Here is a 15,608-nt window from a genome sequence, read left to right as displayed (position 1 = left end):
AGCAGGGGCGTCGTCACCAGAGGAAAGGGGGACGCAATGACGGAGATTGGATACGACAGCAGGATTTCCAGGCGGATCCTCCCACGTGCGCGCAGAAGGCGTTGCACGGCTTGTATGCGCGCGGCCGGGGTTGTGGTGATGCTGACGCTTCCCCTTTCGACGTCCGTTCGGCTTGCAGTCGCGGCAGAGGTGTTGATGCAGGGAGCGCAGCAAGCATGCGTCGACACCGGACGACGCTCGGATACGCATTCGTCGCGCGCTGCATCGAGCCGGTATAAGCACATCGACAACCTGAACGTCACGTTGGATTGCGTATACCCGATGGCGGCGGCGTCCGACGTGATGCCACATCGTCCTGTTGACGAACTCGTAATCGCGAAGCCAGGTGTGGCTGACGTCATTGTGGTTGCTGCATCCAATGTGGCGGGTTCCAGCGCGAGTGCGAAACCTGCGGAATCGAGCGGTGCAAGTCGCGTCGATAGCGCGGCCAGTCACGGTGCTGATGCGGCCAGCCAGGCAGACGAAGGCGCCGGCGGTCGGGCCGTTGCACCGCAGACTGACTGGGCGCATCTGGTTTCGCTTCTGTTCACCGGCGTCGTACAGGTGATCCCACTTATGGCGACGGGGCTGGTCAGGCTGATCGCGATTGGGGCGGTCGCTGCCGCGACGGTGATCCTGGCACGCGGCGCACTCGGTATTTTTACCGTCATGCTTGGCGAGCGAGCCGATTCCTTTTCGTTCCGACGCCACTGGGGCGGCTTCGGCGGTGCATCGTCTTCGGGCTGGTATGTTTCGCCGGCGCTGATCCGGCTTATCGTGGCTCTGGCGCTGACCGGCGGCGCGGTGCTGTTAGGGATCGTTGTGCTGGAGATGGCCTTCGCGCCTGCTGCGGGGCAGGACGGGCGGCACGGCGCGGCAGCGTCCGAGGCATCGTCGGCGGCGTCCGCGCCACACGCATCGCGGCCGGCGCACACCTCAAGTGAGTGATGATCATGGTGATCCGGATCAGACCGACGTGCGACCCGCTGAACCCGAGCGAGGACGAGTCGGTAATCACGGCCCGCTCTGAAGCGGGACGGATTCTCGAGCACGAACTTCGACGGTATTGCAACGGACAGATTCAGGGGCGCTCGTTCCTGATTGCAGGGCACCGGGGCGCGGGCAAGACGACGATGGTGTCCGACGTCATCCACCGGATGACGCTGGAGTGCAAGGCGACTAATGCGCGAATGCGGCCACTGGCAGTCTATCTGCATGGGCCGAGCCTGTTCCTGTCGTTGAGTGAAGTGTCCGACGACGACGATCTGGAAGGTGATGAGCCGTCTGGGTTCGAAGATAGACCCGATCAACCCGTTGGAGCCCGGGTTGGATCCGGCGCAGAGGCTGCGGATAACGAAGATGAAAGAGACGCTGTAGTCCGACCCGCCGCGATAAACCGTGCAGAAGGGCCCACCAACGAGTCATTGGGCAACACGCTTCAACCGAACGGCGAAAAGCCCGCTTTCGAGCAGGTCGTACGCGGACTCTACGACGCCGTCACTACCGCGCAAAACAAAGAGAAGGCGGAGAAAAAGAAGGAAGTGGGTGACGGAGTCGAGGCGCACGCGCAACATGCATTAGAGCAGGTGATACTGGGTTTGCATCGGGCGGTGGTCGGGGAGTACGCGGAAGCATACCGTCGATGGATACTCGAAGCGATGACTCCCGTCATACCGCCCGCCGATCCATTGACCACCGCGCCGCTCCCGGTGCAGCCGCCCGCGTCTTCCTCGTCGGACGGCGCACTGGTTCAGGACAGTCAGGAATGGCCTGAGCTCGCCGCCCAGTTCGAAATCGAACTGATGGAAGACCCGACCGCTGTCCGTCTGCGGGAGTTCTACGCGGGTATCGGCGCGCTTTCGACGGGTATCCTGCACGGGCCGGCGCGGTCGGGAGGCACCGTACACGCGCCCGCGGATCAAGGCGCGCGCGAACTGGTCGCGCTCAACGGCATCTGTATGGCGCATCAGCGGATATCGGGCGAACTCAACGAGCGCAGTCGAGATGCCGCACGCGCTGAACAGGAGACGCGCACGGAGTTGAGATCCACGTGGCAGAACGGCAACGTCGTCAAACCGCTCACGTCGGTGCTCTCCGGTGTGCTCGTCATGGGCGGCGCCGCTGCGGGACAACACGCGCTATGGTCGTCAGCGTTGCTGGGCCTCGCGACTGCAATCGGAGCCTCGTTTGTCTTCAAACACTCGTCTTCGCATATGACCCGGCGCGAGCGCGAAGTCGATCGTACCTTCATCCCCGATCTTTCGTTGCGAACGCTGGATCGCGTGCTGCCGACGTTATTGAAACGGTTGATAAGCGCCGGGCTTGCGCCCGTGCTGGTGATCGATGAGCTGGACAAGCTGGGTGAAGTGTCGTGGCGGCTCGAGTCGATGGTGCGTCATCTGAAGAAGTTGATGGCCGAAAATGTGTTTTCGTGTTTCCTGACCGATCGCGGCTATCTCGAACTCGTTTCGCTGGCTGAGCGCAACAAGGCTTATGCGAAGACCTATTCGTACTTCTCGCATCAGCTTTTCGTCACTTACGAACCGGGTGATCTGGACGTGTACATGTCCAATCTGTTCGATACGTCGGGCGATACATCCGCGATGATCGACTGCGAAGTGTTGAAATGGATGCTGCGGCATCGGTCGCAAATGCATGCACTCGCGTTGAACCGGGAAATTGCAGCGATCCGCAGTGATATGGGCATGGTGTCGATTGCCGATGGCGATGTTCGTTCGTTGCCCGTATACAAGATCGACGTGACCCTGCAGGTTGCCATCGAGCATCGTTTGAATAAGGACGACGTGACTGGCTGGCTGATGCAGCGAGGCAAGATGCGCCTGACGCTGCTGGATGCGCTCTATTACATTTCGCGTGAATGGCGGCGCGGCGCGGCAAACATCGATCTCTGCGAAGAGGGGATCAAATCGCTCTGGAAGGACCTGGAAAAGCGCATGAATCTTGGCGAAGTGCGTAAATCGTCGACCCAGCACGCGTATGCCGCCAATGGGCGCACCGCTGTGTTGACGGACGACGACAAGCGGATACTCTCTACCGTCGTCCGGGATCTCGCGATAGCGTTGTCGGATTTGTTTCCGGAGTTCATGCAGATCAGTGTGCAACCCACCCCTCAAACCGGCGGTCAGGCACGATGGGTTCCCGTACCCGATCAACGGGTTCTCGATGCGGTACTGTCAGGTCCCGATTCCGTTCTGATCAGGCTCGATGAGGCCGGCACCTGCTTCGGCTTCCGGTACTGGCAATCGGGCAAGATGCGCGACAGTGCCGATATAAAGATGTGCAAGCGGGAAGCAGGTGATCAGGTGCCGCCGGAAGGCCCGGTGCCGCCGACCTCCGTGGCAGAGCCTGTGCCTTCACCCGTGCCTCCACCTGTGTCTGCGCCGCCGCCTGCGCCGAAAGTAGAGCAGCTTCGTGCATTGCGCGATCAGTCGCTGGCATCTGCGACGTATCTGGACAGTTTTGAAAGGGAGCTTTGGCCGGTTCTTTTTGATGAGCCTCTTCCCGCATCGACAGGTGGACGCCTTTATCAGTTTCTCGCCGACCAGCTGAGTGTACTGCCCACGACACCGGCGTGGTCGCATGTTCAAGCGGGGAAGGTGCGTCTCGATCAGGCGGTCTACGGGCAAGGTGTTCCTGCCGATCTGCAACTCGATCTCAACACGCTAGATCAATTTGCCGCCATCGTCCGTGCAAACACGGATCTGATCGCACTCGTCCTCGGCACTGCGGCGCAACTCACAGCATTTGGAGACATCGCCAGGACGCCGAATGAAATGTATAGAAGTCTCAATTCACTTTCCGAAGGACTCAAGTTCCGGCAACTGGATTCTGCGGGGGTACGTCTCGTCGTCGCCGAGTTTCGGAAGGATTTGCGTGTGAGAGTCCCGAATCTCATCGAGTCGACGAACTGGGCCGAACGCGATCAAGCGGGAGCAGTTGAAGATGTTACGCGTACTATCAACGATTCGTACAACAACGGAATCACGGCAAGAAAACAGGTGGACTGGGTCGCGATTGCTGACCGGGCGTGGACGAATTTCATCATGGGTCACGGAGGTGAACTTTTATCGGATCTGAATCGGCCCGCACAGGTCGATCTGATCATATGCGGGGCCCTGGCCAAGGGACCTGCCCGGTTCTTCATGTTCAGTGTGTTCGCGCCACCGTTGGAGGACTGGACGAATGTTGTCATGGCCGGCTTATCGGGGCCGCAAAACGTGGCAAAGGAAGACATGCTGCCGCCTGAAAAATTCGCGCTTGCCTTGCGGGTGCTCGGCTTTCATCTTCTGCGCCGTGATCTGTTGCAGCCATTCCTTGATGCTTGCGGACCGCAAGCTGCGATGGCATTCGATGACCTGATGCGCACGACGGGCGAAGGAGAAGGGAAGGAGCGGTCAGCGAGCGAATCGTATGTTGACGCGATCGTGCTAGTCTTGGGCTCTTTTCCCTACAACGCAACGCTCAGTTGGACTGCGCCTCAGCGGCGTGCAACGATGTTGGTCATGGGGTCCTGGAAGCTTTCTTCTTTGCCGCCACTTGGTATGAGCTTGCTTGCGGTGACAGGAAAAATTCGTCTGTGGTGGGACGGAAGTCCGACCCAGATGGAGCGTGAGAGCGTGCGGAGCTTCCTCTCAGATAACCTGGGGAAGGTAACTGTTGAAATCGCGGCAACCGAGCCGTCCGCATTCGGATGATCTTTTTGCCGCAATGACCTGCCTGTTTCAAATCTTCGCGCAAGCCCCCACGTTCTTGTCGTCCGGACAAAAGAGCCGTTATTTTTTGCCCTTGGCTGCTTTATCGTCAACGGCATCACAGGCCTCTTCCACGGCACCTTCCGGCAATGACATATCCGATCCAGGCGCGTAAGGAAATTCCGGCACGTTCTTGATGAGTTCTTTCTTCGACGCTCCTTCCGGATCCCGCTTCCATTGTTCGGGCGGCTTGTTCGCGTTCGGTTTGAGTTGATACCACTCGCAATCGAAGCCCCGCGTCAATATGGTTTCCGCCGGGGCCACGCTTTCAGGGACTGTCCCGCCCTCGGGCGGAAGAACCTTGACCGTGTAATTGACGTAGATGACATTCGACTGCTTACCTTTGGCCATCAGATCCTTGAGGGGCTGTTCGATTTGCTTGAGGTGATTGCTGTTGGCCCTGTAGGTGATCGGCCGGAGATTCTTGTTCGTGCCCGGGCCGCCCAGATTGTGGTTGAGCAGATGTCCCCTGACATATAGCCGAACGCATCCGCCGCCCGGGCGCCGGCGTTTCAGCACGCCAGGTTTCACGCCTTGCCACTCGCTCGACTCCTCTTGCGGCGTCGCTCCACCGCCCAGATCATTCGATGCAAGCGGCGTCGCGGTCATCGTCGTTTCACCGTTTTCGCTCTCTGGAGTCCAGCGGACCATCGATTTGACTTTCCCGGGCGCAACGTTCTTTTCCGTTTTGGATTCGCTCGGACTGGCGCCCGCAGTGAGCACGAACGTACCGTCGTCCTGGGGTGTCAGAGATAGCTGGTTGAGCCGATGCTGCTTTTGAATAACAGGAAGCTGCTTCGTAACGGTATCGGCGTCGGCATTTTCCGCATTACACAACTTGTCCGCCTCTATCAGCCCCTGATGCACATCGCTAGCCTTCTGCTCAGGTGTCCGCTTATCCGGTTCCTCGCCTAACCCTAACGCGCCGGCCAATCCCTTCGCGGCGGCGATGGCCTGTCCAACCAGCCAGTCGAGCGCCGAATCGATCCGCGCCTGAATTCCCAGCACGATCTCACGAATCTTGGGCCCGGGATCGCTAAACCCCAGCCACTGGGCAAAAAAACCAATCAGCGACGAAACACTGCCCGCCAGCGCTTTTTCAATCGCGTTGGCCGCTGCATCGATCTTGCCCGCTGCGATGTTCGCAATCGAATTGACCACGCTGTCGACCAGCGCAAGAATCTGATTGACCTTCGACGCAATGAAGGTGAGCGCCTCATAGATGGTATGCAGCGCCTCGATGATCGCGCCCGCGGGATTCGACATCTCGACGAGCTTGACGATGCCCGCCTTGATCAGACTGGTGGACACCCATTCCGCTATCCCGCCGATGATGCTCGTCCACAGGTCGGACAGTTTTCCCTTGAGCTTTTCCCACAAGCCACCCCAACCGCCCGTGATCAGTGCGGACAGCCACTCCCACGCTTTGTCGAAGATGCCCATCGCCTTTTCGCCGATCACCTCCTTCGCCTTCTTGCGCAGTTTGTCCCGCGTGATACCCAGAATCTGCATCGCGAGATCGAGCAGGCCGGACAGCGTGAGCGGCGCGCGCGGCGGCGTGACGCCGAGATCCTTGACGGACCCCAGCAACCAGCCGAGCAGTCCGTTCATCAGATGATCGCCAAGCGCACCCAGAAACTGCCCCGTGCCTTTCTTGAGCGCGCCGAACAGATTCTTCAGAAATTCGACCGGATGCATCATCACGTCGTCGAGGGTATCGATCGCGTTGGCGAAGACACGCAGCATCAGGTCGACATCGACGCCGATGGCTTCGAGCACGAAACGGATCACCTTCATCACGGCGCCGCCCAGATCGCCTTTGACGAACACGGACTCGAGAAAGCTCATCACGAGCTTTTCGATCTTCTTCCAGATGTCCGGTACCTTTACGAACGTGCTGATGACAGGAATCGCGCCCAATATGTGCTCGATGATGAAATCCTTGACGGGATTGCGGATGCAGGCGGGAATCGCATTCCAGAACCTGCCGAGCACCAGGCTCGGCAACTCCTTCACGACATTGGCGAGCACGCTCACCAGTTTTTGCAGCATGCCGTAAAGCGGATCGACGAAATCCGAGAGCTTCGCGACGGCCTGTCCCGCCACGCCGAATACAGCTTTTACACCGCCGCCCACCCATTGCGCCAGTTGCGTGGCGCGCTCGCCGAGCCAGTTGACGGCCCCCGCAATCCTGCCGATCATCGGGTTGTTGGCGAGCGACGCGAGCATGCCCGTGAAGTCGGTAGCGAGCGTGCCGATGCCGTCCGCGATCCAGGCGCCCGCACCCGTGATCGCAGCGCCCAGCGAAACGATGCGCGCCTTCACGGCGGGCAGGATTTTCTCGCGCAGCGACACTTGTTCTTCTGCGGCGCCTTTTGGCTTTTGCAGCGCCGTGACCATCGATTTGACGTGCTGCAGCCACTCGTGAACCGTTTCCCGCATGTGCAGGATCTTGTCGAGCGGAATGATCGAGAGCACCTTGTTCGCCACCTGCTTGATCGGCGCGATGATGGGCGCGATCTGGGCCTGCACCCATGTCCACGCGTCGGCGATCTTGCCTTCGGCCCATTGCAGCAGGCCGTCCTGCGAATCCGGCGTATCGCCGATGCCGAGCTCTTTCTTGATCCAGTTCCAGAACGGCGAGAACACCGACGATAGCGCGTCTTTCGCTGCCACGAACAGGCTCCAGATGCCGTTGCCGATCGTCTTGATCTGATCCCAGACATCGCTTGCGTAGCTTTGCAGAAAATCGACTGCGGGCGCGCCGAATTTCTTCCAGAGATCGGAGAAGAAGTCGCCAACGGGCGCAAGAAAGGCTTTGATCTTGTCCCATGCTGCGCCCGCCATGTTCTGCAGCATGTCGCCGAGCTGGCCGAGTGCGTCGAAGAGCGGCTTGCAGTCCTGATGGCCGAGTGCGGCCAGGATTTCGTGCGCTTTGCCCGACAGCTTTTCAAAGCCGTCGATCAGTGTGGGGATGAACCCTTCGCCCTCGCGAAGCCGGCTGAATATTCCACCCAATGCGCGGCTCAACGTGCTGCGCAAATAATTCAGAATGCCACCCTGTTGCCGGATTCCGTCGACGATAGCCGCGACGGGAGCGGGCATTAGGCGATGCACCGCCGAGACGAAGAAGTCGCTGCCTACGCTGATTGCACCGGATGCGGCGTCCTTGACGCGATCCCAGAAGCCCGGCTCGCCCTGGGCGGCTTGCGCTTCGTCGGCGGGCGCACGCTGCACGCTTGCCGTCTGTGCATGCGTGGCGGGCGCTTGCGCGTGAGCATGTGAGCGGCTGCCGAGCGAATCGGCGGCTGCATCGGCGGCCTGTTCGAACGCATCGTTCGCCGGGCCGATGTGCAGCGGCGAGTCGGTCCTTGCGCCTTCTTGCTGGACGACGTGCGCGAGTTCGTGACCGAGCAGTTTCTGACCTGCGGGCGTGTCGGGAGCGAACCGGCCGCTGCCGAACACGATGTGATCGCCCACGGTATAGGCACGCGCGTTGATGGCGTGCGCCGATTGCTGCGCGGCGCTGTCGGTGTGGACGCGCACGCCGCTGAAATCGTGCGAAAAATGCGACTCCATATCGCCGCGCACCGACGCGGGCAGCGGCGAGCCAGGTGTCCTCAGCGTCGCGTGGACGCTGGCGGGAACCTCGCTTGCGGCGGGCGCGCCGGGGATACGCTGTGGCAGTAGCCGGGTGCTGGCGCAAGCGGCGCACTCGCCCGACACGCCCGCCGCCTGTCCGCATGCGCAGGTTCGCTGGATCAGCCGCGCCGCACTGCGCGCCAGATACGGAGCGGGCGCCGCACTCGTACTTTTCGAGGTGGAGGCCTGGCAGGGCGCGATGTTTGTTCTGGCTTCGCCGCTCATCATGGCATCCCCGTTTCGGCGATGGTCAGCGGCCGCTCGAGCTTCGCATATTCGGCTCGCGCGGCACTGAGCACGTGATCCATGCCGATCGCTTCGCCCGCGTGCGCTGCGAGGAATGCCGCGTTCATCGCGATGTTGCGGATGTTGCCGCCCGCCAGCTTCATGCCGCCGAGCCGTGCCAGATCGAGTTGACCGATCGGCGCGGAGGAAGGAAACACGTCGCGCCAGATGGCGACGCGCTGCGCCGCATCGGGGAATGGAAACTGAACCACGAACCGCAGGCGCCGCATGAAGGCGGAATCGAGTGCCTGTTTCTGGTTGGTGGTCAGGATCGCGAGACCGCGATAGGCTTCCATGCGTTGCAGCAGATAGCTGACTTCGATATTTGCGTAGCGGTCGTGGCTGTCGCGCACGGTACTGCGCGCACCGAACAGCGCATCGGCCTCGTCGAACAGCAAGATCGCGCCGCTGTCTTCGGCTGCGTCGAATACGCGGCGCAGTTCCTTCTCGGTTTCGCCGATGTACTTGCTGACCACCGACGACAGATCGATGCGGTAGAGATCCAGACGCAACACGTTGGCCAGCACTTGGGCGGCGAGCGTCTTCCCCGTACCGCTGACGCCGTGAAAGAGCACGCTGATGCCCAGTCCCTGCGTGCCGCGTGCGCCAAAACCCCAGCGTTCGTAGACTGTGCGGCGTTGGCCGACCTGTGCGGCGATCGTGCGCAGGATATTCAGCTGATCGTCGGGAAGCACCAGGTTGCACCAGTCGACTCGCGATTCGAGCCGATGCGCGAGACCGTCCATGCGGTCGCGCAAGTACAACCGGCACAGATCCCAGGCAGCTTCGGCGGCCGCGCGTCCAGACCCAGCGCCTGCGACGGCTTGCGCCGCAATCGTACGGATGCCGTTCAGGCTCAGGTCGAACTGGAACGCGAGTGCATCGAGCGTATCGTCGGGTGGAAGTTCTGGGGGCGATGTTTGCGCTGCCGCTTGAGCGCCGCTCGCGGCGGAAGCCGTCAAAGGTCCAACCGCTTCGCCTGTGTTTGCTTCGGCGGATGGCATCGGTTCAGCCGTCGCGTCAGCGGGTCGCTCGTCTGTGGCGGCATCCGCCGCGTCGGCCTGTGTGCCGGGCGCGGGTGGCCGCGACAATGCCGCTTTCCACGCTAGCCGCTGTTCTGCTGAATCCGGATGGTGTACATCGAATGTGACGGTGATCTGCCCCTGCACGTGCACGCGCTCTCGGCCCGCGACGACGATGCGGCCACGCGCGTGACCCAGCAGATACGCGACATGCGGCGAGATGGCATTGCGTTGCTCGGAGGCAGCCGTCATGTCGTTGCGCTCGACGATGAGCACGCCGCCCATATCGAGGACGACTTCGCGGTCCCACAGCCGCACGAATGCGTCGAGCTCCATGCCGTTCGATGGAACGCGATCCGCACCCGTGAGCGCGGCCCGTACGCCCTGAACGGCGGCCGCTGCCGACACGATCGGCAGATAGTCATCCGGGTCACCGCAAAGCTGCACCACGGGCGCGGTATCGAGCGTCCCGGCGGTGCGCCACAGCGCGACGATCTGGCTGAGAGTCAGCACGTGCGACGGCGGCAGGCGCTGCGCGGTAGCGATGGGCAAGATGCTGACCAGATGGGCGATACGCTCGTCGATATCGTCGATACCCAGCAGGTAATGCAGGATCCGTTCGTCGAGCCTCATGCCCGCCGACGCGACGCGTGCCGTGTTGTCCAGTTCGATGATGCGCCAGCGGCGCAGCGCGCCGTTCGGTGCGATCGCGTTCCAATATGCATGCGGCAAAAACGCGAGGGCCATGCCGAACGTCGGGCGCGTCAACTGCTCGTCGCCTTGCAGGCTTGCGTACAGCGCCGCGAACTCGGGTTTCAGTTCGGGCGCCATGCACATCAGCACGATGTCCCGTTCGAACGGCGAGAGATCGAATGCTTCGCATAGCGTATCGAGCGCGGGAGGATGGTCGTCGAAGGCATCCTGCATGTCGGAGTGCTTCGCGGCGTCGGCTGTATCCTGCAGGGGCGTGGCGTCGGGCGGCAGGACGATCCCGGTGCCGGGCGCGGCGGGTTCCTGAGGGCGTAGCAGCGCGCGCAGGCGGGCAAGCTGCTGCATGAGATACGCGTGGTTGGCTTCGAGCCACTCCTGTTCGGTTGCCATCGCGATCGCTCCGTCAGAGGGAGACGAAAGGGCCGGCGGGCGAACCGCCCGCGCCCGGCTGCAACGGCGTTTCGGCGCCGTCGACCCGCAGCCTCACCAGATAGTCGCCCGTCGCAGGGCGCGTGAAGGTGACACTGACAAAGTCGCTTGCCACGGTCATGGCGCCGCCGTCGAACAGTTGCACGGCCGTTGGCTTGCTGAGGGGAATCAGCTCCAGCAGAACCCGTTGTCCAACCTGGACGGTCGGACTGAGTCTGGCCGTCAAGGTAACCCGGTCGGGAGAGCCTGCGGACTCGACGGCGATCTGCGCCGGGCTGCCCGCTTCCCCATCCTGGATGACGGGGTGAAGCACGAAGGCCGCCAGGCCCGACTGGATCGTTCCTGGAGGCCCGCCCGCAATGGGGCCGAGCACCACTTCCGCCGTGTTGGCGCCGGCGCGCAGCCCGGCGGGCAGCGGTACGCGCAGCTGCATCGGCGTGACGCTGCCGGGCGTGGCGGTCACACCGCTGATCAGCACCTGCACCGGCGCAGTTGCGTTCACGCCGTTCACCCGTTCCTGTCGCACGAAGTTCCGGCCGGACACGATCAGCGTCGAAGACGGCAAGATCAAGGTTCCGGTGTCAGGCAATATCTGTTCGATCGACGGCTGGGCGAACGACGTTGCGTACACATTGAAGTTCAGGATGGGCAGCGGCGGCGGCGGCTCCGTATCGTCGGTTTCGAGCAGAACGACGCTGGCTAGATACGCGGTCGAGAGCACGTAGTCGGTCTTCAGAAGGAACGACCACAGCTTCGAGAGCTCTTCGAGTGAAAAATTGATGGGCGTGAAACGCACGAGTTCCGCCTGTGCGTCGAGATCCGCGCTGTTCAGGAACGGCACCGAACCCTGCACGGTGCCGATCGTGTCACGGCTCAAGCCGGGAAACGCATGCATCTGCGTGGCGACGGCGCCGAGCAGCCGCTGCTGCTGCAGCGTCAGGTCTTCCCCGTAGAACGTGAACAGGTAGTGCAGATCGAGGGCCGCTTGCGGACGGCGCAGCAGCGTGCCGTCCGGTGAGCGTGTCGGCAGATCGGCGTTGCGCAGCGCCACGTTCGGCGAGACCTGATAAAGAAAAATATTGACGCCGGGATTTGGCAACTGCGACGGCTGATCCGGGCGCACGGCCGTCACGGTCGCGCCGCTCACGCCCGAGCGGTCGAGGCAGCCGGTGAGCACGTGAAGCAGCGTCTCAGTGACGCTTGCGATGGCGAGTGCATTGCTCATGGTGATCTCGCATGGAGGGGCGGCCCGGATCAGTTGCGCATCGCATTGAACGGCATCCACGTGTTCAATGGCGCCGTCTGGTTTGAGCGTGTCAGCGAAGCGAGATTGGTCGCACGCTGAATGACATTGCCCGTTATCGCCGTCGCGTCGCCGGAATTACCGGCAGTTCCTTTTCCGGCAACTTGCGCAACGGACGCGTAAGTGGGCTGCAGTCTCAAGCTGTAGCCACCGTCGTTGTTGCCATTCGCGATGTGATTGGCCGTGAACGTGCAACTGCCCGTGTACAACGCACTGACAGCCGGAAGCCAGTCGACGGGATTCGTATTGAGCCGGTTGTCCGTGATGGAGAGCGTGCTCTCCGAGGGGCCGCTTTGGGCCGACGGGTCGGCGAAAACAGCGAGCGCGGCGGAGCATTGCGGCAACGGACTGCCGTGCCGCAGAGTGCAGTCGATGTCGTTGCCGCTCACGTGAACCGCCGAAGCTGTGAACGCTCCGGTCGCGGGTCGGACCCGCACGGGCGGTTTCAGCAACATCGGTGCGAAGAGGGCAAGCAGCGTTTCTTCGAACATCAGTGCATAGAGCAACATTTGCTCTGCGCCGCGTGTGTGTGGATCGGGACTGCGCAGATCGAGTTGCAGGTAGTTCGACGACTGCGCGTAGATCCAGAAGCCAGCCGCACAATTCGTTACCTGATTGTTTTCGATGCGTACCACTCCCGTCGACGCGATGCTGAGCGCCGCACAGGTCAGTCCTTCGAACCGGTTGCCGCGGATTTGCACGCCGTCCACGATACCTTGCAATCCGAACTGTAGTCGTAGCAGATTTTCTGGCACATCGGCCTTGGGCTGTACTACGGCAGGGTCCATCGCTTTCGCCCCTGCAGTGATATAGGGGGTGATCAGGATGCCCGCGTTGATGACGAGGGGCGGTGCGTCCGCCATGGTTGGCCGCCGGACGAAATCGGCGAGGCTCGGCAGATTGCGGATCAATTCGTTCTGGTCCGGAACGAGTTGCAATGCGCGTACGGTTGCGACGCCCGCTGCGCCGGCGAGTGGTTCTTTCACGTCGGCATTCGGCTTTTGTGCGCCGTCGGCTTCGTTTATGGGCTCTTTCGCGGGTTCCTTCGCAGCTTCATCGAGGACGGCCGGTTTTGGCGTCAAGCGCCTGGTGGTTTTGCTCGCGCCGCGCGCCGCTTCCTCGACAGCCGTTTGCAAAGTTTTCGAAACGTCCAGTGAACCCGCTAGCGTCGGGCCAGGCGTTAGCGTCGGCGTTGTTCCCTCGAACGTGCAGTCGTCGATTGAAAAACCGGTGCAGTCGCCTTGAGCGAGCACGCCGATCGACAAGGCGTTGCTCAACTGACCGGGCGACGCCGGCGTCGCGCCGACGAAGTTGCAGGCGTCGATGGTGAGGTTGCTCGCGCTGACGGCGCGCACGCATACGTGCAGAGCCAGACGAGCGATCTGGCTGGTCAGCGTTTCGACCGGCGACTCCCACAGCGGATTGGACGTGACGACGCCATTACGCGTGAGCGCCATGATCTCGACGCTGAGCGCCTGAGTGAGCCATGTCATCCCCGAACGCACGTCTGCCGATGGCGGGTGCGCGACACTCGCAAACGCAAGTCCGCGCAGCGTCACGTTGGTCGCTCCCTCGATGACGATCAGTCCGTCTGCAAAGAAGCTCGCGTCTGCGCCCGGAGCCGGAGTGAGCAGGGCGCCGCCGTTGCAGGCTTCGAGCACGATGCCCGCATGCAGCGGCGTCAGGCGCAATGCATCGCGCAGCGCGAAGGTTCCCGGTTCGAAACATACCCGGATGTGGCTCGCGGTGTGGGCCGCTGTGTCGATCAGCGTTTGCAGCGTCGTTGCGTCGAGGTCGGGGGGGCTGACGCTGAGCGTGCAGCAGCCCGCCTTGCGGCGGCTCAACTCGACGAGATTCTGGAATGTCGAACGACAGCCTGTGACGCTGGGACTGCCCGCGTCGGTCCAGTCGATCACGGCAAGCGGACATGCCCACCGATGCGGGCCATCGGGCGGCTGCGGGCTGTCGACGAACCGTGCGGGGTAAACGGTTTGCGGTGTGGCGGGCCGCAGGGCGATCATCCAGTACGCGCCCGCGGCGGGCGCGCCGCCGGCCATCCCGGAGAACGTCAGCACCACGCCGTTCGCACTGCCGTTCGTGGCGTCTTGCAACGCACTGCTGCCGCCGTCGGCGGGCAGTGTCTGCCTCGCTTGCCAGATTCGCACGAAGAGCGGATTCGGGTCGTCTAGATAGTCGGCCGGCAACGCCTCGCTCAGCGATAGATAGTTCGCCGGGCCGCCCTGCACGATCGCGCCATACGCCGCGCTCAACGAGCGCACCACGCCCGTGGCTTCGGCCACGCAACGTACCGTGGCGTCGCCGCCGTCAGCGGATGGTGCCGCGTCGTTGAGAAAGTGCGCCGTCCGCAAGACTTCGATCGCCTGGCCGCTTTGCGGCCGGTGATAGGCGTCGGGCGGCGTGTCGGCGAGTTGCAGTTGAGTCCCCTCGCCGCTTATATCCGACACGCGGTAGAGGAAGCTCGCGTTGTCATAGCCCCAGACGAACGTATCCGGCGATGCGGACGTCTCGGACGGCACGATCTTGATCCTGATCAGCTGGTTATCAGCGTACAGATAGCCGCCTTTGACGATGGGGTCGCAGGGATTGGGCGGAGCCGGGTCCTGTTCGAACGAGACCTGAAGGCGGACGGCGGGCTCGAGCCGCATGGTATCGGGGTCGAACATGAGCCCCTGCGATGACCATGACGCGGTGGCGTCCAGCCATGCCCGGGTGCAGTCGGCGTGGCTCACGGGCGTGCGCCGCACGCGGCGCGCGGTGCGCACGCGGCCCGTGGTGTCCGGGCCGCCGAGCGCGACCTCCTTGAGGTCGGGGTCTTCCGTTGCGCTGACTTCCTGGTCGAACACATCGAGCCAGATGGCCTCGATGCCTCCATGCCGGGCAGACGGCTCGGCCACTACGCGAGCAGGGCTGGTCAACACGGGCAGGGGATCGTCCGGTGCAAGCCAGTCAGGCTGCGTGAAATACGACCACGGCGCCGACGCATCCGGTGCGGTCGGCGGCCACGTGACGCGCTGGCCGCCCACATACATCGTGCCCGCGGCGACGGCGAAGTCCCAGGCCTGCGTGAGTCGTGTGCCGCCGGAAGGCGGGGACGCGGGCGACACGGGAAGCGGCGGAGAAGCGGGCAAGGCAGGGGATGCCGGAGACACAGGTGATGCAGGCGGCGCGGGGCTCACGACGGGCACGCTGATCGCAAAGCCATCGTCGGGCGAGCCGGACGGGCCGACTATCGCCAGCACGTCTTCGTCGGTGCGCTCATGCAGGATGTCCTGCAATGCGTTCAAGTCGCGTTCGACAAAGACGCGACCTTGTTGTGCCGATACTTTTCGATAGCCATATCGGCGATCGTCTGAGGTTCGACTGAGGTCGGCTGACATGGTCTCC

General features: G+C 62.6%; 6 protein-coding genes. 2 read left to right on the top strand and 4 right to left on the bottom strand.

Features of this window, described 5'->3' with window-relative positions; translation table 11 throughout:
* Positions 1-138: 138 nt before the first annotated feature.
* The gene (locus tag G3N95_RS12150) at positions 139-987 is read left to right on the top strand and encodes a hypothetical protein (RefSeq protein WP_205970230.1); all 849 of its coding nucleotides are present in this window, start codon (positions 139-141) and stop codon (positions 985-987) included.
* The gene (locus G3N95_RS12145) at positions 987-4,754 is read left to right on the top strand and encodes a hypothetical protein (protein ID WP_205970229.1); all 3,768 of its coding nucleotides are present in this window, start codon (positions 987-989) and stop codon (positions 4,752-4,754) included. Before G3N95_RS12150 ends, G3N95_RS12145 begins: the two co-directional genes overlap by 1 nt.
* 78 nt (positions 4,755-4,832) lie before the next feature.
* Here the strand turns inward: G3N95_RS12145 and G3N95_RS12140 are convergent, their stop codons facing one another.
* The 4 genes from G3N95_RS12140 to G3N95_RS12125 are packed head-to-tail and all read right to left on the bottom strand — an operon-like array spanning position 4,833 to position 15,508.
* The gene (locus tag G3N95_RS12140) at positions 4,833-8,681 is read right to left on the bottom strand and encodes a DUF4157 domain-containing protein (protein WP_205970228.1); all 3,849 of its coding nucleotides are present in this window, start codon (positions 8,679-8,681) and stop codon (positions 4,833-4,835) included.
* Positions 8,678-10,861: an ATP-binding protein gene (locus G3N95_RS12135; protein ID WP_241018425.1), complete on the bottom strand. Its 2,184-nt coding sequence runs from the start codon at positions 10,859-10,861 to the stop codon at positions 8,678-8,680. The genes G3N95_RS12140 and G3N95_RS12135 overlap by 4 nt, the downstream gene beginning before the upstream one ends.
* A 13-nt stretch (positions 10,862-10,874) precedes the next feature.
* The gene (locus G3N95_RS12130; protein WP_205970227.1) at positions 10,875-12,125 is read right to left on the bottom strand and encodes a DUF4255 domain-containing protein; all 1,251 of its coding nucleotides are present in this window, start codon (positions 12,123-12,125) and stop codon (positions 10,875-10,877) included.
* 29 nt (positions 12,126-12,154) lie between these two features.
* Positions 12,155-15,508 carry a hypothetical protein gene (locus G3N95_RS12125; protein WP_205970226.1) on the bottom strand — a complete coding sequence of 1,118 codons (3,354 nt, stop codon included), beginning with the start codon at positions 15,506-15,508 and terminating at the stop codon, positions 12,155-12,157.
* Positions 15,509-15,608: the final 100 nt, after the last annotated feature.

The sequence above is a fragment of the Paraburkholderia sp. Tr-20389 genome (genome assembly GCF_017104565.1).
In the GTDB taxonomy this organism is placed as follows: domain Bacteria; phylum Pseudomonadota; class Gammaproteobacteria; order Burkholderiales; family Burkholderiaceae; genus Paraburkholderia.
This window is presented reverse-complemented; position numbering and strand designations above follow the sequence as displayed.

What these genes read in the sequence shown, in the direction of transcription:
- G3N95_RS12150 (WP_205970230.1), top strand. Translation starts at nt 139, where the DNA reads ATGCTGACGCTTCCCCTTTCGACGTCCGTTCGGCTTGCAGTCGCGGCA.
- G3N95_RS12145 (WP_205970229.1), top strand. Translation starts at nt 987, where the DNA reads ATGATCATGGTGATCCGGATCAGACCGACGTGCGACCCGCTGAACCCG.
- G3N95_RS12140 (WP_205970228.1), bottom strand. Translation starts at nt 8,681, where the DNA reads ATGATGAGCGGCGAAGCCAGAACAAACATCGCGCCCTGCCAGGCCTCC.
- G3N95_RS12135 (WP_241018425.1), bottom strand. Translation starts at nt 10,861, where the DNA reads ATGGCAACCGAACAGGAGTGGCTCGAAGCCAACCACGCGTATCTCATG.
- G3N95_RS12130 (WP_205970227.1), bottom strand. Translation starts at nt 12,125, where the DNA reads ATGAGCAATGCACTCGCCATCGCAAGCGTCACTGAGACGCTGCTTCAC.